The sequence below is a fragment of the Rhizobium sp. BK602 genome (assembly GCF_014195095.1).
Lineage (GTDB): Bacteria > Pseudomonadota > Alphaproteobacteria > Rhizobiales > Rhizobiaceae > Rhizobium.
The window spans coordinates 678,732-704,616 of sequence record NZ_JACIBC010000002.1; the positions used below are offsets into that span (position 1 = coordinate 678,732).

A 25,885-nucleotide genomic window follows, 5' to 3' on the forward strand; every position below is an offset into this window, starting at 1 on the left:
ACATGGCTGCCGTTCTCGCCCGTCAGGTGTCGGGAAGGGTCAATAGCCGGATCGGGCGGATTTCGACCGCGCCGTGCCGCGCGGAGGGAATGCGACGGGCAATCTCGGTCGCGGCGGCCATGTCGGCGGCCTCGATCAGATAGAAGCCGGCCAGATGTTCCTTCGTCTCGACGAAGGGACCATCCGTCACCGTAAGCGTCGTTCCGCGGGGACGAATGACGATCGCCTTGTCGGGCAGCTCCAGCGCGTCGGAGAGGATCAGCGTGCCGTCCCGCCGCAGACCGTCGTCATAGGCGAAATGCTCGGCGACGAGGCTGTCCATCTCCCCGGAGCTCAGCGTTCCGTCCACATCGATGGACGTATGGATCATGCACAGGAACCGCATGTTCTCCTCCCTCGCTCGTCTATTCGTCCGGAAAGCGGATGTCGTAGGCGGGGCGCACCTCGATCATGCCATAGCGGGCGACGGGGAAGGTGGCAGCGATGCGGGTCGCTTCCTCCATGTCCTTCGCCTCGATCAGCACGAAACCGCCGAGATGTTCCTTTATCTCGGCGAAGGGGCCGTCGGTCACCGCCGTTTCGCCCTTGCGCACGCGCACCGTCCGGGCGGTCTCCGGTTCGCGCAGGGCATTGGCGACAAGGAGATGGCCGCTTTCGCGCAGCCGGTTGTCATTGTCGACGGAGTCCTGCGTCAGGCGCCGCCCGTCTTCCTCGCTGATACCGTTGATTTCGGCGGTGTCGAACCAGACCTGGCAAAGAAATTTCATCACCGTCTCCTTAAAGTCCGGGACCGAAGGAATAGATCGGCCGTACCTCGATGGCGCCGAGCTTTGCCAGCGGAATGCCGGCTGCGACACGGATGGCGTCGTTCAAGTCTCTGGCTTCGATCAGGATGAAGCCGCCGAGATATTCCTTGGTCTCGATGAAAGGGCCGTCCGTCACGGCTGTCTCGCCGTTGCGCACCCGCACGGTCACGGCCGAGCTCGGCGATTGCAGTGCTTCGGCATGGATCATCTGGCCGCCGGCGACGAGATCCCGGTCATAGGCGAGTGAGGCGGAATCGAGCCTCTGTCTTTCCTCGCTCGTCATGCCATCGAGTGTCGTTCCGTCGAACCAGACCTGGCAAAGATATTTCATCGCAGCCTCTCCTCTTCCATTCGCTGACAGCCATAGACGAGCGGGCCGCGCGCAAATCGACATCCCCTCGGGCAGCATGACAAAAAAATTCAACGCTGTCGAAAAGAGCCGCGCCCGCTCGACTAGGTCCGTCGTCAACAAAGGAGAGACGGACATGTACACGCTGGAAGCAGCCCTGGTGCATCAATGGTGCCACAAGGCGATGTCGGAGGAAGAGTTGATGCGGTCGGCCGATCTCGGCAAGGTCTTTCGCCGCACCGCGATCGGGTTCGCACTGTTTGCCATGCTGATCTTCCGCCTGAGCTGGGCAGGCGATCTGATGGCCGAACGGCCGCAGGTGGCAACCGCTGATCACCCGCGGCCGGCGCCGCAGGCGAGTTATTAGGAAGCTATGTGCCTCTCGATTCCCGGCGCGTTCCTACTGGAACGCCGTCTCGAAGAAGCTGCGCAGCTTGCGCGAATGCAGCGCTTCCGGCGGCATGGCGGCCAGTTTCTGGATGGCGCGGATGCCGATCTGCAGATGCTGGTTGACCTGGGTGCGGTAGAAGGCGGTCGCCATGCCCGGCAGCTTCAATTCACCGTGCAGCGGCTTGTCGGAAACGCAGAGCAGCGTGCCGTAGGGAACACGGAAGCGGAAGCCGTTGGCGGCGATGGTCGCCGATTCCATGTCGAGCGCCACCGCGCGGGCCTGCGACAGCCGCTTGACCGGTCCTGCCTGATCGCGCAGTTCCCAGTTGCGGTTGTCGATGGTGCCGACCGTGCCGGTGCGCATGATGCGCTTCAGCTCGAAACCTTCATAGCCAGTGATCTCGGCGACCGCCGCTTCCAGCGCCACCTGCACTTCGGCGAGCGCCGGGATCGGCACCCAGACCGGCAGGTCGTCGTCGAGAACGTGATCCTCGCGCATATAGGCATGCGCCAGCACGTAATCGCCGAGACGCTGGCTGTTGCGCAGGCCGGCGCAATGGCCGAGCATCAGCCAGGCATGCGGGCGCAGCACCGCGACATGGTCGGTGATCGTCTTGGCGTTGGACGGGCCGACGCCGATATTGATCAGGGTAATGCCGGCATGACCCTTCTTCTTCAGATGGTAGGCCGGCATTTGCGGCAGCCGCGGCGGGGTGGTGTCCCCCTCGGGCTGGCTGGAGCCGGCGGGCGTGATGATATTGCCGGGCTCGACGAAGGCGGTATAGCCGTCGCCGCCCTTGGCCATCAGGTCGCGCGCCCAGTTGCAGAATTCATCGACGTAGAACTGATAGTTCGTGAACAGCACGAAGTTCTGGAAGTGCTTCGCGCTCGTCGCCGTATAGTGGGAAAGGCGGGCAAGCGAATAGTCGATGCGCTGCGCGGTAAACGGCGCGAGCGGCGAAGGCTCGCCCGGCGGCGGGATATATTCGCCATTGGCGATTTCGTCGTCGGTGGTGTTCAGGTCCGGCGTATCGAAGAGGTCGCGCAGGGGAATGTCGTCGAAGCCGGCGGCGGAGGCTTCCACATGCGCGCCCTCGCCGAAGGCGAAGTGCAGCGGGATCGGCGTCGTCGATTCCGACACCACCACCGGCACATTATGGCTGCGCATTAGCAGCGTCAGCTGCTCCTTCAGATAGTGCTTGAAGAGCTGCGGCCGTGTGATCGTGGTCGTGTAGACGCCGGGCGCGGTGACATGCCCGTAGGACAGGCGCGAGTCGACATGGCCGAAGCTCGTCGTCTCGATGCTGACCTGCGGATAGAAGGCACGGTAGCGCGCGGTGATCGGCGCGCCGTTGGCGAGCTTGGTAAAGCTGTCGATCAGAAAGGCGGTGTTGCGATCGTAAAGCTCGGTCAGCGCCTCCACGGCCTTGCCGGGATCGGTAAAGCTGCGCGGCTGGAATGGGGCTGGCGAGGAGATGTCGAGGGGTGAAAAAGGGGAGATTCGGTTGCTCATGCGCCATTATAGAGTGTCGTCTTTAACAAGCAAACGACGATGCGAGGCATGGCTGAGGATTTTCGCAGCTATTTTATATCGCCGCCCTTTGGCGGTGACGGAATGCCGGCTGAGATGGCCTATTGCACGGTGGTGCAATAGGCGCTGCCCGTTTGCAGGCATGTGAAGCTGGCGCCGAAATGCGATTGCGCGCCGCTGCCGCGCCCGGTGTGATCCACCGCGACCGAAAAGCTGACCGCAAAGATGGCGGCAAACAACATGATGATGGCGAGACGCCGCGCCATGATGATCGTATCCATGTTCCTGGACCTACCCGTGCCCTATACTGGACACTGTTTTGCCATGGTCAGGCTGAACAGGTGCTGAGATACCGGTTCATCTAGCGTTCAGGAAGATTACCGCGGGATTGCGCCAGTATAGAAGATTGAACCATCAGTATTGAGGGCCTCGGAGCGCAAAATGGGACGCTCCGCATGTGCGCGGCAACATGAATTCGGCACGGAAATTGCGAGAGCCGAACAGGAGCATGTCTGTCCAGGCCGGCTCTCGCGATGGAAACGGTGTTTTTAGAGCTTCGTCCAGGTCTGTGACTTGCAGAAGATCTTCAGGACGCAGCCTTTCATCCTGACGGTATTGCCGCTCACCGTGCCTGAGCCGCTATAGGTCTTGTCTTCGGCCGGGTCGGTGAGCTCGCCGACATAGCTGTCGCCCTTGCCCTGCATCTTGCCGATCTGCCGTCCGGAATATTTGCCGGTCTTCAGCGTCACGCAATAGCTGCCGCCGCAGGATGCGATGGCGGCAGTCTCGCCCGAGGCGGTCTTCCAATTGCCGACGATCGGCTCGTCGGCAAAGGCGGTGCCGGCGCTGATAAGCAGTGCTGCGGCGATGATGGTGGCACGGATCATGTCTTTCCTCCCCGAAAGTCTTCCGCTCCCGTAGCCGGGATCGCGATGAAATTAGCTTACGCGAACGTAAAGGTAAATATGCCCTAGAGCATGATGCCGAAAAGTGTGAGCGGTTTTCGGCATCATGCTCTACTTCTTTGATCCTAGAGCCGGATTTCTCCATTTTGCCGGCCATTTTCGCCGACGGAAAACAGTCTCTCTTATCGCTGCGGCTTTTTTTGTGGTGAAGGAAGGGTTTATTTCCGGATCTTAACAGAAGGTAAAGCCTGCGCGAAAATCCTTAATTTGCAAGGGAAGCGATGTTTAACAAAATCCCAAGTTTACCAAGCATTTGTACTTTGTTTGCATCGAATTAAGCATGCATTTTAGGCGTTTTTTGAAAGCCGTCTGCGATAGTGAAGCCATCAAACGAGCGGGGCAAACCCGCCGGCCGGAAGGACCATCAAGCCGCGATAGACGGCAAGGTCCGGACCGGAAAACAGGGCAGACGCAACAAGACTGAAACAGGGATAAAACCGATGGCACGCTTCGAAACTCCGATGTCTGAAATGGCCATGATGGGTGGCAACAGCGCCGACGCCCTTTGCGAGCTGGGCGTGAACTACGCGACCGGCAGGGGCTGCAAGGCAGACCCGGTTGCCGCCCACAAATGGTTGAATATCGCCGCCATCAAGGGCAGCGACCGCGCCGCCGAGCTTCGCGCCGACGTCGCCGCCACGCTGACCAAGATGCAGCTCGCCGCAGCGCTGCGCGCCGCCCGCGAGTGGATGACCATGCACTGAAGCGTGTCACACCCGATCTAAAACAATGACCCTGGAAGAGGGGGACCGGTAGCGTGGCGGAGAGGCGCGCTGCCAATATCAAGAAAACCGCGACCGGCTGAGAACAAGGCCGGCGCGGTTTTCTTGATATTGGCAGCGCATTCGTTTTGCCTCTCAAGACGCATCTGTCAGTGCAAACGGCGAGCGCGTTATAATCGATCTATAGTTGCGCTCTGGGTTGTGATAAAGCTCTCTGAATTCGCTGCAAACGAGTAGACTTACACTCTGTTGAAGACCTTTTCTTTGAGACCTCTAAATGAACACTCAACTGTCGCTGAGATTTGAGTTTGCCTATGATAAGGGCAGATTGCTGCTATTTTCCTTGATTCTTTCGGTTTTTGCGGCTGGTTGCGTATGGATATCCTATCGCTCCGTCAGGACGGGAAACCCTTTTATCAGCCCGATCCTGATGTGGCCGTCGGCAGCGCTTTTTGGCCTTGCTGCGCTTAGTTTGCTGGTCAAGCTGTTTAAAAACGAGCCGGGACTGGTGATTTCCGGCGCCGGAATTCACATCGCGAGCTTCGCTGCCGAAACGATACCGTGGCTGGCCCTACGAGACCTCGAAAGATTTCAGGGCAGGGGAACGGACAACCTTGTACTTCGCCTCGATCCAGCCGTCGCCAGCACTTTGAGCCGACGCGGATTGATCAGCAAGCTTCCGAAGGTGCTTCGGGGTTCAGGGACGAAAGCGGGGATTTCGCTGAAAATCCTGCGGGGCGATCCGGACTGGATATTCGAGCAATGCTGGGATTTCCTAAGAAGGGCTCGCGAGGACGACCGCGCCGCCGCGATGAAAACCGGCGCCGCTACGGTATTCGATGCCGATCTCGAGACGGTGCATGCCGCCGCAACACATGGTCAGCCGTTGTTCACCTATGTGCTGATTGCCGTCCTAGCCGGCATTTATGCCGGGGAACTCGCCTTTGGCGTCGAGGCTCCAGACAAGGGTTCACCGACAATTCAAACGCTGCTGATGTTCGGAGGAATCTTTCGCAGCAGCATTCTCGTCGATGGTCAATGGTGGAGGCTTTTTACCGCGCCTTTCCTGCATGGGAATCTCCTTCACCTAGCCTTTAACTGCGTCGCTCTATGGCTGGCGGGCAGGCTGCTCGAGCGACTGGTCGGCTGGCGCTGGTTCGCTGGCCTGTTCTGTATCAGCGCCCTCGGCGGGTCCATAGCCTCGTTGCTGATCAATCCTGCCAATATCGTGGGCGTTGGAGCCTCCGGCGGGATCGTCGGCCTGTTTGCCGCCATTATCGTTCTCAGCTTTCATTTCCGCTCCGGTTCGCTGCCGACGTCACTACGAACAGGGGCAATCCGAATATTGATACCGTCCTTGATACCGTTCATATCGCAAACGCGGGACGGCATGCAGATCGACTACGCCGCGCACCTGGGGGGAGCCGTGGCCGGCGGGGCGATGGCGCTGATATTGTTGACCGCCTGGCCTCGCGTGCTTCCGCGTCCTCGTTTCAGTGTTGCGGCATTAACAATCAGCATCGCGTTTGCCGTCGTTGCAGCCGTCTCGCTCTGGCCCATCAGCCAGATTCGTGCCCAAGTTCTCACGAACCCGTTTTCACAATATTTCCAGGGCCAATATCAACTGGCGGCACAATACTTCGCCGTTGAAGCGCAACAGGACGAGAAAGCGGCTCCTTATTATCATCTCTGGCGCTATATTGCTCAAGAGCAGGGCGGAGACGCCGAGGCCGTAACCGACCTTCGCGCCGAGGCCGGCAAGCTTGATCAAGCGAAATGGCCCTACCCCGTTTACAAGCTCTTCCTCGGCGAATTGAAGCCCGCTGAGGTCATTGCCAAAGCCTCTGGCAACAACGACCTTTGCGAAGCGATCTTTTATATCGGCGAATGGCATCTGCTTCGGAAAGAGGTTCCGGATGCCCGCCAGCAATTTCAGGCCGCGTCGCTGTCCTGTCCTTCAACCTTCATGGAATATGACGGTGCCCAAGGAGAGTTGCGGAGACTTGCCGCACGGTAGTTCTCAAAACGATCCGGCGCGGGTATCGGCTTGCAGAAGTGAGGTCGATTGCTGGGCCGGCGGCAGAAATCGCAGAGGATTTTCAGCCGCCCTTGTGCTCAGCCGATCGCCTTCAGCACCTTCGGCAAGGCTTCCGCCAGGAGATCGAGATCCCGGTCGGGGCCGACGCTCACTCGGATGCAGCGATTGAGCGGCGCTACCCCCGGCATGCGGATGAAGACGCCATGCTGGATCAGGCCGTCGACGATGGCGCGGGCATAGGTGCCGTCGCGGCCCGCGTCGATGGCGACGAAATTGGTTGCCGAGGCGAGTGGCACGAGGCCGTTGTCGCGGGCAATCCCGCCGATCCGGTCGCGGGCGGCGTGGATCTTCGCAACGACCTCGGCGAGATAGGCCTGGTCCTTGAGGGCGGCGAGTGCCGCCACCGTCGCCAGCCGGTTCATGCCGAAGTGATTGCGGATCTTGTCGAAGGCCAACACTGTCTCCGGAACGCCGATGGCATAGCCGACACGGGCGCCGGCGAGGCCGTAAGCCTTGGAGAAGGTGCGGGTACGCAGCACGTTCGGCAGGTCGATCAGCGCCGAGATGGCGGGTAGGGAGCCTGCGGGGCCGGTTTCGCTATAGGCCTCGTCGAGAATGAGCAGGCAGCTTTCCGGCAGGGCGCGGGCGAAAGTGACGATTCTGTCGGCATCCCACCAGCTTCCCATCGGATTGTCCGGATTGGCGAAATAGACGAGCGGCGCGTTTTCGCGGGCGACCGCCGCCAGCAGCCCGTCGAGATCCTCGCGATCATCGACGTAGGGCACAGTCACCAGCCGCCCGCCGAAGCCGGCAACGTGGAAATTGAAGGTGGGATACCCGCCGAGCGAGGTGACGACGGGCGTTCCCGGCTCGATGACCATGCGCGCGATCAGCCCCAGCAGGCTGTCGATGCCTTCACCGACGGCGATGTTCGCAGGCTTGACGCCGAGATGCGCGGCCAGCGCCGCCTTCAGCGCGAAATTTTCCGGGTCGTTGTATTTCCAGATATCGCCGGCCCGTTCGCGCATCGCGGCAATGACCGAGGGCGCGGGGCCGAAACCGTTTTCATTGGCGCCGATGCGCGCCTGAACGGTCAGCCCGCGCTGACGCTCGATCGCTTCAGGGCCGACGAAGGGCACGGTGGAGGGAAGGGCGCTGATCAGCGGCGTGAAGCGCGAAAAGGCGGACATTCTGGCTCGATTTCCCGATTTCAGTTGCAGGGCGCAGCACAATAGGCGCTTGCCGGGTCGTTGCAAGAGCACTGATGGCCGTAAGCGGCCTCTAGCGCCGCCTGCCGCGCGCCGCCAGCGCCTCGGTATTGCCGATCATGAAGTCGGCGCGCACCACGCGTCTCAGGGTCTCCGGCTCCAGCACATTGATGAAGCGGACAAAGACACGATTGTCGATCCGGCTGACTTCGGCGCAGGCGATGCGATAGGCGAGGCCGAGAATGTTCAGATAATAGTGCTTGGGCAGGCCCACGGTCGTGCCGACGACGAAACTGGCGCCGCCCCGCGAGATATCGGTAATCTCGGCGCTGCGGATGGAAATACCGGTCAGGCAGGGGCGCACGGCGATGATGCGCGCCGGGCGGTCGACATAGAACCGTTCCCAGCTTCGTTCGTAGACTTCGGATTTGACTTTCGCCAGATGGGTTGAGCGAAGCATTGTCATTTCCCCGGTTGGAGGCGGCCGAATACATCTCGGTTACAGCATGAACCTTGCACGGAGGTTTTGCATAAGCGTCAATCGTACCGATCGAAATTTAATGAATTGGTTCTTTGGCCGCCGTCAGCGCCCGACATGTCGATTATTTGAACCCTTCGCCTCATGAGGCGTTCCATCATCAGTGTTTCCAACGCAAGGGGGAGGATGGAGATGGTCGATATCAAGATCGTACGAGGAACATGGATCGTCGTCTGCGATGGCGCCAAGGCACTGATCCTGGAGAATACCGGCGGCAGTCTCAAGCCGGATCTGCAAACACGCGAAACCCTGGAGCAGCCGAGCATGCCGGATCGCGAGATCGGGACGGACAAGCCCGGCAGGACCCATCAGTCCAATGGTGGCGGCGGCAGCGCGGTCGAGGAAACGGATTGGCAGGAACAGGCGGAGAAAGACTTCCTGAAGGGCGTCGCGGCGAAGATCGATGCGCTCGCACAGAGCAGGGAGATCAGGAGCCTGATCATCATGGCGCCGCCGCGCGCGCTCGGGGTCCTGCGGCCTCATCTCGGTGCGCAGGCACAGGCGGCCATTACCGCCGAGATTCCGAAGGATCTGACCAACCTGCCGGTTGACCAGATCGAGCGCTATCTTGCAGCGTGACGGGATAGACGTCGCTTCATGGTATGGCCGGTGCCTTGTCTTGACACCAACCTGCGCTTCGCTCATAGAAAATGCAGGTTCGAGGCGCCGGCCGCTCGCGGATGACAATCCATGGTGAAGCCCTCGCGAATATGGTCACAAGCCATTCAAGGCGTGCTGACTGACGGCAAGGCGAGCCCCGATCTGCAGTCGTAAATGCATGCCTTAGCAAAGGCTGATCCCGTGACGACCATTTATCCGTCCATCGATGAACTGAAGGCGCAAGCCAAGCGTCTGCGACATGCCATGCATGAACGCGGCGACGACGTGACCCACAGCGCCGCCCTGGAACTGCTTGCCCGGCAACATGGCTTGCGCGACTGGAACACGCTGTCGGCGCTTGCGGCAAGGCCGAATGCCGCGCCGCCGCCGCACCTGCCCTTCGGCGTCGGCTCCGCCATACGCGGCCGCTATCTGAACCAGCCGTTCACCGGCAAGGTGCTCGCCCTGTCTGCCCAACCCGGCGGCCTCTACCGGATCACCATCCATTTCGACGAGCCGGTGGATGTGGTGACCTTTGAAAGCTTCTCGGCCTTCCGGCGGCGCATCAACGCCCAGATCGATGCCGATGGCATTTCGCCGCGCAAGACCTCGGACGGCGTGCCGCATCTGGTGCTTGACGTCTGAGACCTCCCCTTCATCGATGGAGTGCGACCGCTATTGGCGGCGCACTGCCGCCTGGACACCGCCATGAGCAATCAAAACAATATTTTCCTGACCGGCTGGCTGCCGGGCGTCTTTGCCCGAACCGCCGCGCCGATCATCCTGATCACCACCGTCAACGGCCTGTTTGCCGTCATCGACGCGTATTTTCTTGGCATTTATGTCGGCGCCGACGCGCTGTCGGCGGTGAGCCTGATCTTTCCGGCGCTCATGCTGCTGGTGGCGCTGCAATCGCTGGTCTCCAACGGCATGGCCAGCATTCTGGCCCGCCGGCTCGGGGCGGGAAACCGCCAGGGCGCCATGCAGGTCTTCACGGCCGCGCATGCGCTGGCATTGGTCGTGGTGCTTCTGCTCAACCTCGTCTACTGGACGATCGGCCGGCATGTCATCGCCGCGAGCGCGGGCGGAAACATGGTGGTTGCCGCCAATGCCGATATTTTCATGGGCGTCATGGTCGCCTTCGCGCCCATCAGCTTCCTCCTGTCGCTGCATGTCGATGCCCTGCGTTGCGAGGGCAGGATCGGCTTCATGACGCTGGTGACGCTTTCCTCGACCCTACTCAACATCGCCGCCAACTGGCTGCTGATCGCCGTCGCGCATCTGGGCGTCGTCGGCTCGGCCGCCGGTTCGATCGCGGCGCAGCTCATCTGCCTGGCAATCGTGCTGGCCTATCGTTGGCGTCAGCCGGGATCGCTGCGGCTCACCACGGCGTTCCCGCTGGCGGAATGGCGCGGCATCCTCGCTTTCGGTGCGCCGATGAGCCTCGGCTTCATCGGCATATCGCTGAGCTCGGCTGCGATCCTCTTCAACCTGTCGATCTGGCATGAGGGGGATTACGTCGCGACCGTCGGCGCCTATGGCATCATCACGCGCATCATGACCTTCGCCTATCTGCCGTTGCTCGGTCTCAGCATGGCATTGCAGACCATATGCGGGCACAATCATGGTGCGGCCCTTCCGGCGCGTGTCGGCCGTGGCCTGCAGATCGCCATGCTATCGGCGCTGGTCTATTGCGCGGCGGTGGAACTGGTCGTCGAATTGTCGGCCGGCCATATGGGCAGCGCTTTCGTCAATGATCCGGTCATCATCGCCGAGGTCGGGCGCATCCTGCCCTGGACCATCGGCGCCTATTTCCTCTTCGGGCAGATGATCGTGCTGTCATCCTATTTCCAGTCGATCGGCGATGCGAAGCGGGGGGCGATCTTTGGCCTGTCGCGGCCCTATCTCTTCACGCTGCCGTTGACCTTCCTGCTGCCCTTCGCCTTTGGCGAGAGGGGCATCTGGATGGTGCCGGTCTTTGCCGAGGTGGGCATGCTGATGCTCGCCTGGCTCGTCCTGTCGCGCAATGCCAGGGATCGGGGCTGGCGATATGGATTGCTGCCGGTGTGAAACGGAAAGGCCGCGCTTTGGCGGCGCGGCCTTCCTCATGCCCTTGGGAGGTTATGCCTTTAGCAGCCACTCATGTTCCGGCGCATTGTGGAATTTCCAGATGCGCTTCGGGCCGGCCATGACGTTGAGGTAGTAGAGGTCGTAGCCATGGCAGGCGGCGCAGGGGTGATATCCCCTAGGCACCAGCGTCACGTCGCCATCCTCCAGCACCATGACCTCGTCCAGCGAGCGATCGTCGGTATAGACGCGCTGGAAGCCGAAGCCCTGCGGCGGGTTGAGGCGATGGTAATAGGTCTCCTCCAGGAAGCTTTCGTTCGGGAGATCGTCCTGATCGTGCTTGTGGGGAGGATAGGAGGAGGTGTGGCCGCCCGGCGTGATGACTTCGACGACGAGCAGCGAATGCGCCGCCCCATCGTCTTCCGGCATGATGTTGTTGACATGGCGGACATTGGTGCCCTTGCCGCGTGTCACCGGCGGGTGCGTGCCCGGCGGAATGGCGCGTGCCTCATAGGAGCCGCCGCCCGGTGCCGAGCAGACGGCCAGTTCCAGATCGGTCTCGGCGGTCACCGACCAGCTTGAACCGGCTGGAATATAGAGCGCATGGGGCGCACCCTCGAAGGGGCTCATGCGGCCGCCCAGCAGGCCGAAATCCTTGGGCCCCGCCTTGGCGCTTCCCTTGCCGCTGACCCAGACGAGGCAGACCTCGCGATCACCCGTCTCGGCCGAAGCGGTTTCGCCGGGTTTCAGACGATGGAGATCGAAGCCGACATAGGTCCAGCCGGCGCTTTCCGGCGTGACATGCGTGACGCGGCCGTGCGAGCCGTCAGGTTTGACCTTGAGATTTGGCATGGGTGTTCTTCCTCCGTTATTCGGAAAACGCCCCTCGCCAGCCGTTCCCGCGAGCGGCAGGTCGGCGAGAGGCTTTCGTCTCCCGTTATCCCTTGGGAAAGCCTTCGGTTTCCACCGTATAGCCGGCTGCGGTCATGACCCGCATCAATTCGGCATGGCCGATCTCGGCCATTTTCTGCGGCGGCGCCTTGCGTGGGTCCTGTTCGGCCTCGACCACGAACCAGCCTTCATAGCCGTAATCCGCAAAACGCTTGACGATGGCGCCGAAATCGAGCGAGCCGTCGCCCGGCACGGTGAAGGCGCCGAGCGCCACCGCGTCGAGGAAGGACTGCCGGCTGCGATCCAGCCCGTCGACGACGGGCTTGCGGATATCCTTGACGTGGACGTGATTGATACGGGCATGGTGGTTGTCGATCGCGCGCAGCACGTCGCCGCCGGCAAAGGCCAGATGGCCGGCATCGAGCAGCAGCGGAATGCCTGCGCCGGAATTGCGCATGAAGGCGTCGAGTTCCGGCTCGGTTTCGACGACGGCTGCCATGTGGTGATGGTAGGAGAGCGGCATGCCCTGTTCGGCGCACCATTCGCCGAATTCGGTGACGCGGCGGGCATAGGCCTTCATCTCGTCATCGGACAGGCGCGGTTTGGTGGCGAGCGGCTTGGAGCGGTCGCCCTGGATCGACCGGCCGACTTCGCCATAGACGATGCAGGGCGCGTTGACCGCCTTGAACAGCGCGATCATCGGGGCGATGCGGTCCTTGTTGGCGGCCAGCTCCTCATTGACCAGCGTGCCGGAGAACCAGCCGCCGCAGAGCGTCACGTCGGCGGCGCGCAGGATCGGCAGCATCTCGTCGGGATTGCTGGGAAAGCGCCGGCCCTGTTCCATGCCGGTGAAACCGGCGCCGCGCGATTGCCGCAGGCATTCCTCGAGGGATACGTCGTCGCTGAGCTCGGGAAGATCGTCGTTCCACCAGGCGATGGGCGACATGCCAAGTTTGGCCTTCATCAATAGTCTCCTTAAAGGCATTGTTTGGAGGAGCGCCGACGCTCCTCCAGAAATAGGACGAAAATCGATCAGCCGATCCGCTGGGCGGCACGGGCTTTTTCGTAAGCCGCGCGGGCCTTGTTGACCTGTTCGCGCGGGCTGACCTCGGGCACGGCGACATCCCACCAATGGCCGCCTTCGTCGGTGGTGATCAGCGGATCGGTGTCGATGACGATGACGGAGGTGCGATCATTCGTCTTCGAGGCCTCGATCGCCTGTTCCAGCTCGGCGATGGAGCCGACCTTGACTGCGACGGCCCCCATGCTCTCGGCATGGGCGCGGAAGTCGATGTCCGGCATGACCTCGTAACGCGAATCCTTGAGCAGATTGTTGAAGTTCGCGCCGCCGGTCGCCATCTGCAGGCGGTTGATGCAGCCGTAGCCCCGGTTGTCCAAAAGGACGACGGTGAGCTTCAGGCCGAGCATGACCGAGGTCGCCAGTTCCGAATTCAGCATCATGTAGGAGCCGTCGCCGACCATGACGATGACGTCCTTGTCCGGTCGCGCCATCTTGGCGCCAAGGCCGCCGGCAATCTCGTAGCCCATGCAGGAGAAGCCGTATTCCATATGGTAGCTGCCGGGCACGGTCGCCGGCCAGAGCTTGTGCAGCTCGCCCGGCAGGCCGCCGGCGGCGCAAAGCGCGATGCTGTTCTCGCCGCCGATGGTGCGCGTGACGGCGCCGATCACCTGGGCGTCGGAGGGGAGCGCCGCATTGGTGGTTGCCATCGCCCTGGCGGCGGCCTCCAGCCAGACCCGCTTTTCCCGCGTCGCCTTCTCGGCGAGTGCCGCCGGTGCCCGCCAGCCGGCGAGCCCGGCCGAAAGCGCCTTCAACCCTTCGCGCGCGTCGCAAACGAGCGGCCGTCCGTCATGCTTCGATGCGTCGTAGGCGGCGATGTTGAGACCGAGAATGGAAAGCTTCTCGTTCTTGAACAGTGCCCAGGAGCCGGTGGTGAAGTCCTGGCAGCGCGTGCCGACTGCGATGATCAGGTCGGTATCTTCAGCGATGGCGTTCGCAGCCGAGGTCCCCGTCACACCGACGGAGCCCAGCGCCAGCGGATGGCGTTCGTCAATGGCCGATTTGCCGGCCTGGCTGACGACGACGGGCACGCCGTGCGTTTCCGCAAACTCAGTCAGTTCCTTGGTCGCCCGCGAATAGAGCACGCCGCCACCTGCAATGATGACCGGCTTCTCGGCCTTGCGGATGAGCGCAATCGCCTCGGCCAGTTCATCGGCGTCCGGCTGCGGGCGGCGCTGCGTCCAGACCCGTTCCTCGAAGAAGCTTTCGGGATAGTCATAGGCTTCCGCCTGCACGTCCTGGCACAGCGAGAGCGTCACCGGGCCGCAATCGAGCGGATCGGTCAGCACCTGCATGGCGCGTTTCAGTGCCGTGATGATCTGCTCGGGGCGGGTGATGCGGTCGAAATAGCGGGAGACGGGACGGAAAGCGTCGTTGGCGGAGACGGTGCCGTCGCCGAAATCCTCGATCTGCTGCAGCACCGGATCGGGCGCGCGGTTGGCGAAGACGTCGCCGGGAAGGAAGAGGACGGGAATGCGGTTGACATGCGCGACGCCCGCGGCGGTGACCATGTTCAGCGCGCCGGGACCGATAGAGGTCGTGCAGGCCATGAAGCGCTGGCGGAAGCTCGCCTTGGCATAGGCGATGGCCGCATGCGCCATGCCCTGTTCGTTATGAGCGCGGTAGGTCGGCAGCTCCTCGCGCACCTGATAGAGCGCCTCGCCGATGCCGGCGACGTTGCCATGGCCGAAGATCGCCCAGACGCCGCCGAAGATCGGCACCTTGCGGCCGTCGATCACGGTCATCTGCTTCTTGAGGAAATGCGTGACGGCCTGTGCCATCGTCAATCGGATCGTCTTGCCCATGGGGCGCCTCCCAAATGCTATTAATTATCGCGGGCTGCGGGTTTTCAACCACGCATCCGTCAATTGCCGGAAGCGGCCGGCCATGTCGGCGATCGCTTCCTCGTCGTTCATGCCGCCCGACAGCCAGGCGCGCGCCGCATCGGCAAAGATCGTCCGCCCGACGGCAAAGCCCTTGACAGACGGTGCGGCCAGCGTCGCCTCGAAGCTGCGGATCAGTTCTTCCGCCGGCGCTTCCAGGCCGAGCAGCACGATACCGCGGCACCATGGATCATTTTTGGCGATCACGGCATCGATTTTTTTCCAGGCGGCCGTGGAGTCCTGCGGCTCCAGCTTCCACCAGTCCGGCTTGATGCCGAGCGCGTAGAGCTCTTCCATCGCCGTCGGGATCGTGTCGTCGGTCAAGGGGCCGTTCTTGCTGGCGATGATTTCGACCAGCAGCTCGCGGCCAACCTTGCGAGCGGCTTCGAACAGCGTGCGCAGCTTCTCCTGCTGCTCTGCCTTCAGCTCCTTTGGATCGTCCGGGTGGTAGAAGCAAAGGCACTTGATGCAATGGTTGAGCGGCCATTCGACGAGCTGCGAGCCGATATCCTGGCTGAATTCGAATTTCAGCGGCTTGGAGCCGGGCAATTCCACAGGGCGGCCGATCCAGGAGAAGTCCTTGGTCGCGGCGTCGAAAAAGGCGTCGCGGCCGAAACGCTCGTCGATCAGCATGCCGTAGCCCCGGCGACCGTCGGCGACCCGTGCCGCCGCCTCGACCGCCAGCCGCTTGAAGGCAACGATACGATCATGGCCGACGCCGAGTTCGTCGGCGACGCTGACGAGCTGCGAACGGTGATCGATGGCGAGCGCCATCAACAGCGGGATATCGCCGCGCCGGGTCGAGGCCCAATGGATGTGGTTGATCGCCTCGTCCTTGCGCAGTGCCCGATGCTTGCTGCCCGTCTTCAGGAAGAAGTCGAGTTCGGCCCAGGTCGGATATTCCGGCGAGCACAGCAGGCGCGAGACCGCGAAGGCACCGCAGGCATTCGCCCAGGTGGCGCAGGTCTTCAGCGGTTCGTCGCGCAGGTAGCCGCGCAGGAAGCCGGACATGAAGGCGTCGCCGGCGCCGAGCACGTTGAAGACTTCGATCGGGAAACCTTCGCCGACGATGCCGGCCTCGAGGTCGTCCGAGATCGGCCCGTCATAGACGATGCAGCCCATGGCGCCGCGCTTCAGCACGATGGTTGCCGGGGAAAGGCGGCGGATTTCCTTGAGCGCGCCGAGCACGTTGTCGACGCCCGAGCCGATCATGATCTCCTCTTCGGTGCCGACGATCAGGTCGCAATCCGGCAGCGTCTCCTTCATCTTGGCGGAAACGCGCTCCGACTTCACATAACGCTCGAAACCCTCGGCATGGCCGGCGAGGCCCCAGAGGTTGGGACGGTAGTCGATATCGAAGATCACCTTGCGGCCGTTCGCCTTGGCGATGCGGATCGCCTTGCGCTGTGCTGCCTCGGTATTTGGCTTGGAGAAATGCGTGCCGGAGACCAGCACGGCGCGGGAAGACTTGATGAACTCCTCGTCGATGTCGTTTTCATCCAGCGCCATGTCGGCGCAGTCGGAACGATAGAAGATCATCGGCGAGACGCCTTCGGCCTCGACCGCCAGCAGCACCAGCGCCGTCAGGCGTTCCTTGTCGGTGGCGATCCCCTTGATATCAACGCCTTCGCGCGCCGTCTGCTCGCGGATGAAGCGGCCCATCTGCTCGTTGCCGACACGGGTGATGAGACCGGATTTCAGGCCGAGCCGCGCCGTGCCGATGGCGATATTGGCAGGGCAGCCGCCGACCGATTTGGCGAAGGAGCCGATATCTTCCAGGCGCGAGCCGATCTGCTGACCGTAAAGGTCGACGGAGGAGCGGCCGATGGTGATCACATCGAGTGCCGTCTCCGGCCGAGCGCCAGGATTGTCGTGTGCCATGATGTCCTCCCGTCCAGGCATGATCCCGGTAAACCCTCAGTTTTCCTCGAGATCACGCGTCATTAATAAAGCCGTTCCGTCTTCGTCTCGTCCGGCCGGTGGTCGATTTCGCGGCCATCTCCCATGATCGCGAATATAGCTACAATGAAACAGTGGTTCCGAAATTTTGTCAATTCGGAATATTTATTCCATTTTCGTTTTCTGAGGTTTTGCAACGCTATCGGTGCGCCGCCGTTCAGCGATGGCGACGGGGAAGGCCATGATCAGCGCCATCGATGCCGATAGCGAGCGAAAGCCGGCGAAATCGGCTTCGGCTACCTCGAACCAATGGGTGGCGCAGGCGGTGAGCGGCGAAAAGGCCGAATCGGTGATGGCGATGACCGGCACGTTGCGCGCGGCGAGATCCTGCGCCTGCATCAGGCTTTCGGCTGCGTAGGGAGAGAAGCTGGCGGCAATCGCCGCATCCTTCTCCGTTGCAAACCGCGCGATTTCACCATCGATCCCGTTCGGCGAGGCGACGATCTGGTGACGGATGTTCAGCTTGGAGAAGGCATAGGTCAGATGCGCCGTCAGCGGATAGGAGCGCCGTTTGGCGATGAGATAGATAGTCTCGGCCGAGGCCAGCACATCCACGGCCTTGGCGAAACTATCGGTCTCGATAGTGGCCGCGAGCTTGTTGATCGATTGGCTGGCGGCTGAAAGAAAGCCGGAGAGAATGCCGGCCTCTTCGTCCTTCAGGCCTGATTGCTCGAGCGTGATCAGCCGCTCCTCATAGCTCAGCGTCCGGTCGCGAAGTCTTTCGCGGAAGATGCTCTGCAGATCGGAAAAGCCGCCATAGCCGAGATGATGGGCAAGGCGCACCAGCGTCGAGGGCTGGACGTCGGCGGCCGCGGCAATGCTTGCCGTCGTGCCGAAGGCGATCTCATCTGGATTGCCCAATGCGAAGGCGGCGACCTGTGCCAGGCGCTTCGGCATGGAATCTCGGCGCTCGATGATGGTGCTGCGCAGGCTTTCGAAATCCCGCGGCACCTTGTTTCGCGCTTCGATACTGTTGTCCATCCCTCCGCCTTTCCAGGCGCTCCGCCCGTCAATGAAACAAATATTCCATATTTCGAACGATAACGGATTTTGAAACTCTCGGCACGAATATTTTTATCTATCTGAATAAAAACAAATAAATTGAATTTTTGTGGATGGTGCATGATTGCGGCCCGATGAGTCGGCTTGTCAAAACGGTCCAAATATTCCAAAAATCGCGCCGCGCTTCAGGAGGAAGCTGACGGAGGGAATGAATATGAAGCCGTTGGGCGTCGGGTTGATCGGAACCGGTTACATGGGCAAATGCCATGCTTTGGCATGGAATGCGGTCAAGACCGTCTTCGGTGACGTCGAGCGGCCGCGCCTCGTGCATCTTGCCGAGGCCAATGCCGATCTGGCGAGACAGCGCGGCGACGAATTCGGTTTCGAAAAGGCCACCGCCGACTGGCGCGAACTGATCGTCGATCCTGACGTCGATGTCGTCTCCGTCACCACGCCCAATCAATTCCATCCGGAAATGGCGATCGCGGCGCTTGAGGCCGGCAAGCATGTCTGGTGCGAAAAGCCGATGGCGCCGGGCTATGCGGACGCCGAACGCATGCTGAGCGCAGCCAGGGCGTCCGGCAAGGTCGCCATCCTCGGCTACAATTATATCCAGAATCCGATCATGCGGCATATCAAGGCGCTGATCGGCGAGGGCGCCATCGGCGAGGTCAATCATATCCGCGTCGAAATGGACGAGGATTTCATGGCCGATCCCGAAGGCCTGTTCTACTGGAAAAGCGAGCTTGCCTCCGGCTATGGCGCGCTCGACGATTTCGCCGTGCATCCGCTGTCGCTGCTCTGGTTCCTGTTCGGCCATGTCGAGGCCGTCATCACCGATATGGGCAAGCCCTATGCCGAGCGTCCCCTGAAGGAGGGCGGCCGGCGTGCCGTTGAGAATCACGATCTCGCCAATGTGCTGATGCGTCTCGGCGGCGGCATTTCCGCCGTGCTGATGGCGAATCGTTCCGCCTGGGGCCGCAAGGGCCGGATCGCGCTGCAGATCTTCGGTTCGAAGGGCTCCATCGTCTACGATCAGGAGCGCATGAACGAGTTCGAGCTCTATCAGGCAGCGGGCAGAGGCTCCGAACAGGGCTTCCGCAAGATCCTGGCGGCACCCGCCCACGGGCCTTACGACCGCTTCATCCCCGCTCCGGGCCACGGACTTGGCTTCAACGACCTGAAGATCATCGAATGCCGCGAACTGATCCGCGCCATTTCCGGCGAGGCGGCCTCCGTCGTCTCCTTCGCCGACGGCTTACGCATCGAGAAATCGGTGCATGCCATGGCGCAGGCCTTCCACGAACGTCGCTGGGTCGAAATCCCGGCCTGAGCTCGCCCTCATTTCCGCCCGATCCTGGATGCAAGGTCAGTCGCAATTGACGCTTGCAAAGGTAGGCGTTACCCCTGAAATCCATGCGCGCGCCGCCCTATGTCAGGATGGCGCGCAGCCATAACAAAATGGAGTGAGGATCGTGACGGGCAGATTGGTCATTGTCGGGGCCGGGCAGGCCGGTTTCGCGCTTGCCGCCAAATTGCGGGCGCTCGGGGATTCCAGGCCGATCACCATCGTCGGCGCGGAAGAAAACCTCCCCTATCAGCGGCCACCGCTGACCAAGAAATACCTGCTCGGCGAAATGGCCTTCGATCGCCTGCTGTTTCGTCCGCAACAATGGTACGCGGACAACAATGTCGAGATTCGCCTGTCGACCTGGGTCGAACAGATCAATCGGGATGCCAGGCAAGTCATCATGCAGGACGGCTCGACGCTGGCCTATGAGACGCTGGCGCTGGCGACCGGCGCCGCGCCGCGCCGCCTGCCGCCGGCCGTGGGCGGGGCCCTCGAAGGCGTCTATCTCGCTCGCGACAAGCGCGATGCCGATCAGCTTGCCGGCGAAATGCGCGCCGGTCGCCGCGTGCTGATCATCGGCGGCGGCTATATTGGTCTGGAAGCGGCGGCCGTCGCACGCCATCGCGGCCTCGAAGTCACGCTGATCGAGATGGCCGACCGAATCCTCCAGCGTGTCGCGGCCAAGGAAACCGCCGATATCTTCAGGGCGATCCACCGGCAGCACGATGTGGTCATCCGCGAGAAGACCGGCCTGAAGCAGCTTATCGGCAGGAACGGCCATGTCGTCGCCGCTGAATTGTCCGACGGCTCCACGATCGACGTCGATTTCGTCATCGTCGGCATCGGCGTCGCCCCGAACGACCGTCTCGCCAAGGAGGCGGGGCTGGAGGTCGGCAATGGCATCATCGTCGATTCGTTCGCCCGCACCTCCGATCCCTCGGTCTTTGCCGTGGGCGATTGCGCCGAATTGCCCTGGAACGGCAGCCGCATCCGTCTCGAATCGGTACAGAATGCCGTCGACCAGGCTGAGGCAGCGGCAGGAATCATCGCCGGTGGCGATGTCCCCTATGATCCGAAACCATGGTTCTGGTCGGACCAGTATGATGTGAAGCTGCAGATCGCCGGCTTCAATCTCGGCTATGACGAGACCCTGCTGCGCCCCGGCGCCCGCGAAGGATCGGCGTCCGTCTGGTATTTCAAGCAGGGCCGCTTCATTGCCGTCGATGCCGTCAACGACGCGAAGGCCTATGTTACCGGCAAGAAGCTATTGGAAACCGGCATCAATCCGGCAAAGCCCGTTCTGGCCGATCCCGCCGCGGACCTCAAGCAGCTCCTCGCCTAGGATGGAGGGGCTGTGAGCGGACGGATCCGGTTCCTCCCTGTGCATGCGTACATAGCAGAATGCGGGTAGAACCTGGATGCAGGCGAAAAAGCACTTGCGTCGACAAATGAATGGCCCTATCAGGGCCGCACCGGAGAGGTGGCCGAGTGGTCGAAGGCGCTCCCCTGCTAAGGGAGTATACCAGAAATGGTATCGTGGGTTCGAATCCCATCTTCTCCGCCATTTTCCCAAACAGCGATGAAAATGACCACGTTTCGGACGCCGGCATTATGGGGCCTATCCGGCCATAGATGCCGCTTCACGCCGACGCGACGCGGCGGCCATGCTCGTCCACAATGCGCTCGCCATCTTCCTTGAAGAATTCACCCAGCTGCGGCGGTAGCAGATCGAGAACCTCTTCGGATGGACGGCAGAGCTTCACGCCTTTCGGGCTCACCACGATCGGCCGGTTGATCAGGATGGGATGGTTCAGCATCGCGTCGAGCAGCTGATCGTCCGCCAGGTTCGAATCACCAAGGCCAAGTTCGGCATAGGGCGTCCCCTTTTCCCGCAGCAGATCGCGCGCGGTAATTCCCATTCGCGCAATGAGCTGAACAAGCATCGCGCGGGACGGCGGCGTTTTCAGATATTCGATGACATGCGGCTCGATGCCGGCATTGCGGATCAGCGCCAGGGCATTGCGCGAAGTGCCGCAATTTGGATTGTGATAAATGATGACGTCCATGATCCACCTCGCGGTTGCGGCTGTCCGGGGGCGGGAGGCCCTCGGGGGCTGCGATAAGATGAAGATATGGGGCGACAGGATGGGCGTCGAGATGGAATCGCACGGCCGCTGCTCGCAGAGGCTTTCGCGGTTGTTGCCTCGCTAGCCGGCAAGGCCGATTCCCTGTCATGCCGTTGCAATCTCGCGGATGGATACTCTGCGAATGTGCTTCGCGTCGAATCGATTGCCGTAGAATCGCGTCTATGCCGCTGCGGCTCCGCGGGTGTCGGCGGTGTCCATGTTGGTTCGGGGCTGCCGACGCCGCGGGAGCAAATGTCGGAAATGACGAAGGCGGCGTCGTGAAGGCCACGGATATGCCTTGGATCGGCCATGGTTACGGGCGGCTCCGTCTCCATGTCGTTTTTCAAAGCCGGCCTGTAAGTATCCGTACATCAAGGATTTTCTTAACAAAGCCTAAATAAATGTGGCGCCCGCGTTGCTGACTTGTGTCCTTTCGGCAACAGGAATTGCGGAAGGCTCATGCGAAACCGCCTTTCCGACAAGATGTAGATTGCGTGACAGTTCGCGTCTTGTATTTTCAAATTCGGAAGCGAGGGCGATTGATCGTCCACTTCTTGAAACACGAGGATGGGGCAGGGAATACCTTCGGGTAGTTCTCATTCTCGACTGAAACTTTGACTGGAGGTCAATAATGAACATCAAGAGCCTTCTTCTCGGCTCCGCTGCTGCGCTTGCAGCAGTTTCCGGTGCTCACGCGGCTGACGCTGTTGTTGCCGCTGAGCCGGAGCCGCTCGAATACGTCCGCATCTGCGACGCATACGGCGCTGGCTACTTCTTCATTCCGGGCACCGAAACCTGCCTCAAGATCGGTGGTAAGGTCCGTACGGAAGGTCAGTGGTACGACGCATACAACCCGCAGCACACCACGGGTACGCTCTGGCACACCCGCGCTGAGTTGAACGTCAACACCGCGACCGACACCGAGTACGGCCCGCTGAAGACCGAAACCATCATCCGTTGGGACTGGAATGACGGTAACTCCACCAGCACCAACCTGCTGTGGGCTTACATCAGCCTCGGTGGCTTCACCGTTGGTAAGACGGACTCCCAGTTCAACCAGTTCACCGGTTACGCCGGCGACGTCATCAACGACGACGTTGTCTATGACGGCCCGTACGAACTCAACCAGATCACCTACAACTACGACGCCGGCAACGGCTTCACGGCTGTAGTTTCGTTGGAAGACAGCAACTCCGGTCCGGGCGCCACGGGCGTTAACGGCGAAGACAGCCACAACCACTACGCTCCGGACGCTGTCGTCGGTGTTGGCTACAAGGCTGGCAACTTCGGCTTCAAGGTCGTTGGCGGTTACGACTCGATCGTTGAAGAAGGCGCTATCAAGGCTCGCGTCGACGCTGACTTCGGCGCATTCTCGGCCTTCTTGATGGGTGGCTGGAACACGGACGGCGACAAGCTGAACAAGTACGCTGGCTCGAACGGTGGCGGTGACGCTGCTGACATCGGCTGGGGCGATTGGGCAGTTTGGGGCGGCGTTGGCGTTCCGATCAACGAAAAGCTGAAGTGGAACCTGCAGCTCGCCTACACCGACTCGAAGATCTTCGCCGCGACCACGAACGTCAAGTGGAACCCGGTTAAGAACCTGCTCATCGAGCCGGAAGTTTCCTACACCAACTGGGATTCGATCAACGAAGACCAGTGGGCTGGTATCCTCCGCTTTGAGCGTTCTTTCTAATCTGGTCTGACTTCGGTCATATCCGATTGATCACGAAAGTGACGAAAAGCCCGGCTTTCGAGCCGGGCTTTTTGCGTTTCCGATAGAATCGTTCGTCTCTGGCGTTCGACGGCAAACGCATAGATATCTGCAATTCATGAATTGGAGCATGTCGCGCAAAACTGTGCAGCGAGCGGTTTTGCGAGCACGGCATGCGCGACATCAAAGACCTGAAGCGCAAGGAGCGAATCTGAAAGATCGCGATGCGCTTTAGATATTCGTCGAGAAATGCAGCCTTTATGATGCATTGCTTTTATGCGGGCGGGATTGAGTAAAGTTTACGATTGAACTTGTTGTTCATGTGACAATTTTACGACGTGATTTTTGTGCAACGCGAAATTCGAAACCGGCGTCACATACGCGTATAGTTTGTCTCGGATATTGCTCTGAAAAATCTGATCTGTAGGTTCAGAATCGGAAGCGGGGCTTATTAGTTCCGCTTCTCCCAGATCAGGGGTCAACTTTGAAACAAGGTGGGGTAGGGGCACGTCGTTTTTCGGCGCGATTTCTTATGCCTAATTTATATTAGAACTGGAGTTACTATGAACATCAAGAGCCTTCTTCTCGGCTCCGCTGCTGCGCTGGCAGCAGTTTCCGGTGCTCATGCAGCCGATGCCATCGTCGCTGCCGAGCCCGAGCCGCTGGAATATGTTCGCATCTGCGACGCCTATGGCGCCGGCTACTTCTTCATCCCGGGCACCGAAACCTGCCTCAAGATCGGTGGCCGCGTTCGTACGGAAGGCGGCTGGTACAACGCCTACAAGGCTGGCCAGGACGCAGGTGCTCGCGGTACCTATTGGCATACCCGCGCTGAACTCTCCCTCGACACCGCGACCGACACCGAATACGGTCCGCTGAAGACCAACACTGTTGTTCGTTGGGACTGGAACGACGGCAACTCGACGACGACGAAGCTCCTCTGGGCCAACATCAGCCTCGGTGGTTTCCTCGTCGGTAAGGCTGATTCGCAGTATTCGACCTTCCTCGGCTATGCCGGCGACGTCATCAACGACGACGTGATCGAGTACGGTATCAATGGCACCGACGAACTGAACCAGATCACCTACAAGTATGATGCCGGCAATGGCTTCACGGCCGTCATCTCGCTGGAAGATTCCAATTCCGGCACGGGCGCAACCGGTGCCAACGGCGAAGACAGCTCCGACCACTATGCTCCGGACGTTGTTGCCGGTGCGGGCTACAAGGCCGGCGCATGGCAGTTCCGCGTTGTAGGCGGTTACGACTCCATCGTTGAAGAAGGCGCCGTCAAGGCTCGCGTCGATGCCGACTTCGGCGTTCTCACCGCTTTCGTTATGGGCGGCTGGAACACGGATGGCGACAAGCTCAACAAGTATGCCGGTGCCGGCGGTGCTGGCCTCGGTTGGGGCGACTGGGCTGTCTGGGGTGGCGTTGGCGTTCCGGTCAACGACAAGCTGAAGTGGAACCTGCAGCTTTCCTACGACGACCTGAAGACCTTCGCTGCGACGACGAACGTCAAGTTCAACCCGGTCAAGGACCTGCTGATCGAGCCGGAACTGACCTACGTGAACTATGACGCCGTCAACAAGGACACCTGGGCTGGTATCGTCCGCTTCCAGCGCACCTTCTAATTCGGCTCGAACCGGATTTGACATAGCTCATATTCTGATCTGACCTCCGATCAGAAGGGACTGGCCCGGTTTTCCCAACCGGGCCATTTCTGTTTTGCCCTGAGTTCGCCGCCATGCGGGCATGCGCAGGCATCAGGTCGATGCGAGAAAATCCTTGATGGCAGCCGGGATATCCCCGAGGTGGAGGATCGGCGCATGTCCTTGCCCGATGGCGGTCTTTATCGTCATGCCGGGATGACGCCTCGCCATTTCGCCGGTGGTGGCCGTCGCCAGCAGCGTTGAATTCTCCCCACGAATCACCATCAGCGGGATGTCTCGGAATGCCTCGAATTGCGGCCAGAGATCCGGGATCGGCGCCTCGAGGTCGAGTGCCTGCATTTGTACGGCTATGGCCGGATCGTAATCGGCCACCATCGTCCCGTCTCTCACGGTATAGATCGCCCGCGCCATGTCGTCCCAGTCTTCCTGCGTAAGAGCCGTGAAGGCGTGGCCGTGGTTTTCGCGCAGGATGTTCACAGCCTCGCGCCAATCCGCCGGCCGCCTGTCGCGGTTCAGATAGTCGCGGATGGCGACGAGCCCCTCCTTTTCCAGAACAGGCCCGATATCATTGAGAATAACCGCCTTCAGAATCTCGGGGCGAATGGCAGCCAGCAGATGCAGGATGAGGCCGCCACGGGATGTGCCGATGAAGACGGCCTCGGATAGTCCGAGCGCGGCGCACATGGCGAGCACATCCTGAGCCTCGATCGCCAGATTGTAATGGCTCTTGTCGTCATCCCAGGCCGACAGGCCGCGTCCGCGCGAATCGAGCGTCAGCACGCGACGCGGCGCGATCGGATCGCCCGACAGCAGCAGCGCCAATTGATGGAAGTCCCGCGAATTGCGGGTGAGCCCCGGCAGGCAGATGACGGGCGGCAAGTCCGCGCCCAATGATCTGCCGCCATAGTCGCGGATATAAAGTATCAGACCGTCCGGCGTGGAGATGGTTCTGGCTAGGAAGCCGCTTTCGTCGTCGCTGCTCATGGATGCTCCCCTCACG

The 25,885-nt window shown here is 61.1% G+C and carries 25 protein-coding genes and 1 tRNA gene; 11 read left to right on the top strand and 15 right to left on the bottom strand.

Annotation, left to right across the window (positions count from 1 at the left end; translation table 11 throughout):
* Window positions 1–22 precede the first annotated feature (22 nt).
* From FHX11_RS08855 to FHX11_RS08865, 3 genes are read right to left on the bottom strand one after another with little or no spacing between them, the layout of a single operon-like run.
* On the bottom strand, window positions 23–385 hold the full coding sequence (locus FHX11_RS08855) for a YciI family protein (RefSeq protein WP_184357076.1): 363 nt from the start codon (window positions 383–385) through the stop codon (window positions 23–25).
* A gap of 19 nt (window positions 386–404) precedes the next feature.
* Window positions 405–767: a YciI family protein gene (locus FHX11_RS08860; protein ID WP_184357077.1), complete on the bottom strand. Its 363-nt coding sequence runs from the start codon at window positions 765–767 to the stop codon at window positions 405–407.
* A gap of 10 nt (window positions 768–777) precedes the next feature.
* A complete protein-coding gene (locus tag FHX11_RS08865) occupies window positions 778–1,137 on the bottom strand; it encodes a YciI family protein (protein ID WP_184357079.1) in 360 nt (119 codons plus the stop codon).
* Between the two features lie 154 nt (window positions 1,138–1,291).
* On the opposite strand from FHX11_RS08865, the gene FHX11_RS08870 reads away from it, so the two are divergent.
* On the top strand, window positions 1,292–1,522 hold the full coding sequence (locus FHX11_RS08870; protein WP_184357081.1) for a hypothetical protein: 231 nt from the start codon (window positions 1,292–1,294) through the stop codon (window positions 1,520–1,522).
* Window positions 1,523–1,555: 33 nt separating this feature from the next.
* Here FHX11_RS08870 and FHX11_RS08875 read toward each other — a convergent pair whose 3' ends face one another.
* The 3 genes from FHX11_RS08875 to FHX11_RS08885 all read right to left on the bottom strand — a co-directional run bounded on the left by FHX11_RS08875 (window position 1,556) and on the right by FHX11_RS08885 (window position 3,963).
* Window positions 1,556–3,058, bottom strand: a complete 1,503-nt coding sequence (locus tag FHX11_RS08875) for an AMP nucleosidase (RefSeq protein WP_184357083.1) — start codon at window positions 3,056–3,058, stop codon at window positions 1,556–1,558.
* A 119-nt stretch (window positions 3,059–3,177) separates the two neighbouring features.
* Window positions 3,178–3,357: a hypothetical protein gene (locus FHX11_RS08880; protein ID WP_184357085.1), complete on the bottom strand. Its 180-nt coding sequence runs from the start codon at window positions 3,355–3,357 to the stop codon at window positions 3,178–3,180.
* Window positions 3,358–3,624: 267 nt separating this feature from the next.
* Window positions 3,625–3,963, bottom strand: a complete 339-nt coding sequence (locus tag FHX11_RS08885; RefSeq protein WP_184357087.1) for a DUF2147 domain-containing protein — start codon at window positions 3,961–3,963, stop codon at window positions 3,625–3,627.
* Window positions 3,964–4,481: 518 nt separating this feature from the next.
* Between FHX11_RS08885 and FHX11_RS08890 the strand changes: the two genes are divergently transcribed.
* Both FHX11_RS08890 and FHX11_RS08895 read left to right on the top strand, forming a co-directional pair.
* Complete coding sequence (locus tag FHX11_RS08890; protein WP_184357089.1) at window positions 4,482–4,745, top strand: sel1 repeat family protein; 264 nt, start codon at window positions 4,482–4,484, stop codon at window positions 4,743–4,745.
* A 295-nt stretch (window positions 4,746–5,040) separates the two neighbouring features.
* Window positions 5,041–6,780: a rhomboid family intramembrane serine protease gene (locus FHX11_RS08895; protein WP_184357092.1), complete on the top strand. Its 1,740-nt coding sequence runs from the start codon at window positions 5,041–5,043 to the stop codon at window positions 6,778–6,780.
* A 98-nt stretch (window positions 6,781–6,878) separates the two neighbouring features.
* Here the strand turns inward: FHX11_RS08895 and FHX11_RS08900 are convergent, their stop codons facing one another.
* Together FHX11_RS08900 and FHX11_RS08905 are read right to left on the bottom strand one after the other, a co-directional pair.
* On the bottom strand, window positions 6,879–7,991 hold the full coding sequence (locus FHX11_RS08900; RefSeq protein ID WP_184357094.1) for a pyridoxal phosphate-dependent aminotransferase: 1,113 nt from the start codon (window positions 7,989–7,991) through the stop codon (window positions 6,879–6,881).
* A gap of 91 nt (window positions 7,992–8,082) precedes the next feature.
* Window positions 8,083–8,475, bottom strand: a complete 393-nt coding sequence (locus tag FHX11_RS08905; protein ID WP_184357095.1) for a PilZ domain-containing protein — start codon at window positions 8,473–8,475, stop codon at window positions 8,083–8,085.
* Between the two features lie 204 nt (window positions 8,476–8,679).
* On the opposite strand from FHX11_RS08905, the gene FHX11_RS08910 reads away from it, so the two are divergent.
* The 3 genes from FHX11_RS08910 to FHX11_RS08920 all read left to right on the top strand — a co-directional run bounded on the left by FHX11_RS08910 (window position 8,680) and on the right by FHX11_RS08920 (window position 11,217).
* A complete protein-coding gene (locus FHX11_RS08910; protein WP_184357097.1) occupies window positions 8,680–9,126 on the top strand; it encodes a host attachment family protein in 447 nt (148 codons plus the stop codon).
* 222 nt (window positions 9,127–9,348) lie between these two features.
* Window positions 9,349–9,792, top strand: coding sequence for a glyoxalase superfamily protein (locus tag FHX11_RS08915; RefSeq protein WP_184357098.1), 444 nt, complete (start codon window positions 9,349–9,351; stop codon window positions 9,790–9,792).
* Between the two features lie 63 nt (window positions 9,793–9,855).
* Window positions 9,856–11,217: an MATE family efflux transporter gene (locus FHX11_RS08920; protein ID WP_184357100.1), complete on the top strand. Its 1,362-nt coding sequence runs from the start codon at window positions 9,856–9,858 to the stop codon at window positions 11,215–11,217.
* A 51-nt stretch (window positions 11,218–11,268) separates the two neighbouring features.
* Here FHX11_RS08920 and iolB read toward each other — a convergent pair whose 3' ends face one another.
* The 5 genes from iolB to FHX11_RS08945 all read right to left on the bottom strand — a co-directional run bounded on the left by iolB (window position 11,269) and on the right by FHX11_RS08945 (window position 18,006).
* Entirely contained in the window at window positions 11,269–12,066 is a 798-nt protein-coding gene (iolB, locus tag FHX11_RS08925; RefSeq protein WP_184357102.1) for a 5-deoxy-glucuronate isomerase, read from the bottom strand.
* 85 nt (window positions 12,067–12,151) lie between these two features.
* Window positions 12,152–13,069: a myo-inosose-2 dehydratase gene (iolE, locus tag FHX11_RS08930; RefSeq protein ID WP_184357104.1), complete on the bottom strand. Its 918-nt coding sequence runs from the start codon at window positions 13,067–13,069 to the stop codon at window positions 12,152–12,154.
* A 68-nt stretch (window positions 13,070–13,137) separates the two neighbouring features.
* Window positions 13,138–14,988, bottom strand: a complete 1,851-nt coding sequence (iolD, locus tag FHX11_RS08935; RefSeq protein ID WP_184357106.1) for a 3D-(3,5/4)-trihydroxycyclohexane-1,2-dione acylhydrolase (decyclizing) — start codon at window positions 14,986–14,988, stop codon at window positions 13,138–13,140.
* 24 nt (window positions 14,989–15,012) lie between these two features.
* Window positions 15,013–16,947 carry a 5-dehydro-2-deoxygluconokinase gene (iolC, locus tag FHX11_RS08940; protein WP_184357108.1) on the bottom strand — a complete coding sequence of 645 codons (1,935 nt, stop codon included), beginning with the start codon at window positions 16,945–16,947 and terminating at the stop codon, window positions 15,013–15,015.
* A gap of 183 nt (window positions 16,948–17,130) precedes the next feature.
* Window positions 17,131–18,006 carry a MurR/RpiR family transcriptional regulator gene (locus FHX11_RS08945; RefSeq protein ID WP_184357110.1) on the bottom strand — a complete coding sequence of 292 codons (876 nt, stop codon included), beginning with the start codon at window positions 18,004–18,006 and terminating at the stop codon, window positions 17,131–17,133.
* Between the two features lie 235 nt (window positions 18,007–18,241).
* Here FHX11_RS08945 and FHX11_RS08950 point away from each other — a divergent pair, with 235 nt between their 5' ends.
* The 3 genes from FHX11_RS08950 to FHX11_RS08960 all read left to right on the top strand — a co-directional run bounded on the left by FHX11_RS08950 (window position 18,242) and on the right by FHX11_RS08960 (window position 20,942).
* Window positions 18,242–19,360, top strand: coding sequence for a Gfo/Idh/MocA family oxidoreductase (locus FHX11_RS08950; protein ID WP_184357112.1), 1,119 nt, complete (start codon window positions 18,242–18,244; stop codon window positions 19,358–19,360).
* Window positions 19,361–19,502: 142 nt separating this feature from the next.
* Window positions 19,503–20,720, top strand: coding sequence for an FAD-dependent oxidoreductase (locus tag FHX11_RS08955; protein ID WP_184357113.1), 1,218 nt, complete (start codon window positions 19,503–19,505; stop codon window positions 20,718–20,720).
* 132 nt (window positions 20,721–20,852) lie between these two features.
* Window positions 20,853–20,942 (top strand) — tRNA-Ser (locus FHX11_RS08960).
* A 76-nt stretch (window positions 20,943–21,018) separates the two neighbouring features.
* Here the strand turns inward: FHX11_RS08960 and arsC are convergent.
* Complete coding sequence (gene arsC, locus FHX11_RS08965; protein ID WP_184357116.1) at window positions 21,019–21,444, bottom strand: arsenate reductase (glutaredoxin); 426 nt, start codon at window positions 21,442–21,444, stop codon at window positions 21,019–21,021.
* A 691-nt stretch (window positions 21,445–22,135) separates the two neighbouring features.
* Here arsC and FHX11_RS08970 point away from each other — a divergent pair.
* Both FHX11_RS08970 and FHX11_RS08975 read left to right on the top strand, forming a co-directional pair.
* Complete coding sequence (locus FHX11_RS08970; RefSeq protein ID WP_184357118.1) at window positions 22,136–23,197, top strand: porin; 1,062 nt, start codon at window positions 22,136–22,138, stop codon at window positions 23,195–23,197.
* A 581-nt stretch (window positions 23,198–23,778) separates the two neighbouring features.
* Complete coding sequence (locus tag FHX11_RS08975) at window positions 23,779–24,846, top strand: porin (protein ID WP_184357120.1); 1,068 nt, start codon at window positions 23,779–23,781, stop codon at window positions 24,844–24,846.
* Between the two features lie 132 nt (window positions 24,847–24,978).
* Here the strand turns inward: FHX11_RS08975 and FHX11_RS08980 are convergent, their stop codons facing one another.
* On the bottom strand, window positions 24,979–25,869 hold the full coding sequence (locus FHX11_RS08980; RefSeq protein ID WP_184357122.1) for an alpha/beta hydrolase: 891 nt from the start codon (window positions 25,867–25,869) through the stop codon (window positions 24,979–24,981).
* Between the last annotated feature and the right edge of the window lie 16 nt (window positions 25,870–25,885).

What these genes read in the sequence shown, in the direction of transcription:
- FHX11_RS08880 (WP_184357085.1), bottom strand. Translation starts at nt 3,357, where the DNA reads ATGGATACGATCATCATGGCGCGGCGTCTCGCCATCATCATGTTGTTT.
- FHX11_RS08870 (WP_184357081.1), top strand. Translation starts at nt 1,292, where the DNA reads ATGTACACGCTGGAAGCAGCCCTGGTGCATCAATGGTGCCACAAGGCG.
- FHX11_RS08945 (WP_184357110.1), bottom strand. Translation starts at nt 18,006, where the DNA reads ATGGACAACAGTATCGAAGCGCGAAACAAGGTGCCGCGGGATTTCGAA.
- FHX11_RS08865 (WP_184357079.1), bottom strand. Translation starts at nt 1,137, where the DNA reads ATGAAATATCTTTGCCAGGTCTGGTTCGACGGAACGACACTCGATGGC.
- arsC (WP_184357116.1), bottom strand. Translation starts at nt 21,444, where the DNA reads ATGGACGTCATCATTTATCACAATCCAAATTGCGGCACTTCGCGCAAT.
- FHX11_RS08900 (WP_184357094.1), bottom strand. Translation starts at nt 7,991, where the DNA reads ATGTCCGCCTTTTCGCGCTTCACGCCGCTGATCAGCGCCCTTCCCTCC.
- FHX11_RS08885 (WP_184357087.1), bottom strand. Translation starts at nt 3,963, where the DNA reads ATGATCCGTGCCACCATCATCGCCGCAGCACTGCTTATCAGCGCCGGC.
- FHX11_RS08980 (WP_184357122.1), bottom strand. Translation starts at nt 25,869, where the DNA reads ATGAGCAGCGACGACGAAAGCGGCTTCCTAGCCAGAACCATCTCCACG.
- FHX11_RS08950 (WP_184357112.1), top strand. Translation starts at nt 18,242, where the DNA reads ATGAAGCCGTTGGGCGTCGGGTTGATCGGAACCGGTTACATGGGCAAA.
- FHX11_RS08970 (WP_184357118.1), top strand. Translation starts at nt 22,136, where the DNA reads ATGAACATCAAGAGCCTTCTTCTCGGCTCCGCTGCTGCGCTTGCAGCA.
- FHX11_RS08860 (WP_184357077.1), bottom strand. Translation starts at nt 767, where the DNA reads ATGAAATTTCTTTGCCAGGTCTGGTTCGACACCGCCGAAATCAACGGT.
- FHX11_RS08975 (WP_184357120.1), top strand. Translation starts at nt 23,779, where the DNA reads ATGAACATCAAGAGCCTTCTTCTCGGCTCCGCTGCTGCGCTGGCAGCA.
- FHX11_RS08875 (WP_184357083.1), bottom strand. Translation starts at nt 3,058, where the DNA reads ATGAGCAACCGAATCTCCCCTTTTTCACCCCTCGACATCTCCTCGCCA.
- FHX11_RS08855 (WP_184357076.1), bottom strand. Translation starts at nt 385, where the DNA reads ATGCGGTTCCTGTGCATGATCCATACGTCCATCGATGTGGACGGAACG.
- iolD (WP_184357106.1), bottom strand. Translation starts at nt 14,988, where the DNA reads ATGGGCAAGACGATCCGATTGACGATGGCACAGGCCGTCACGCATTTC.
- iolE (WP_184357104.1), bottom strand. Translation starts at nt 13,069, where the DNA reads ATGAAGGCCAAACTTGGCATGTCGCCCATCGCCTGGTGGAACGACGAT.
- FHX11_RS08890 (WP_184357089.1), top strand. Translation starts at nt 4,482, where the DNA reads ATGGCACGCTTCGAAACTCCGATGTCTGAAATGGCCATGATGGGTGGC.
- FHX11_RS08905 (WP_184357095.1), bottom strand. Translation starts at nt 8,475, where the DNA reads ATGACAATGCTTCGCTCAACCCATCTGGCGAAAGTCAAATCCGAAGTC.
- iolC (WP_184357108.1), bottom strand. Translation starts at nt 16,947, where the DNA reads ATGGCACACGACAATCCTGGCGCTCGGCCGGAGACGGCACTCGATGTG.
- FHX11_RS08895 (WP_184357092.1), top strand. Translation starts at nt 5,041, where the DNA reads ATGAACACTCAACTGTCGCTGAGATTTGAGTTTGCCTATGATAAGGGC.
- iolB (WP_184357102.1), bottom strand. Translation starts at nt 12,066, where the DNA reads ATGCCAAATCTCAAGGTCAAACCTGACGGCTCGCACGGCCGCGTCACG.
- FHX11_RS08920 (WP_184357100.1), top strand. Translation starts at nt 9,856, where the DNA reads ATGAGCAATCAAAACAATATTTTCCTGACCGGCTGGCTGCCGGGCGTC.
- FHX11_RS08910 (WP_184357097.1), top strand. Translation starts at nt 8,680, where the DNA reads ATGGTCGATATCAAGATCGTACGAGGAACATGGATCGTCGTCTGCGAT.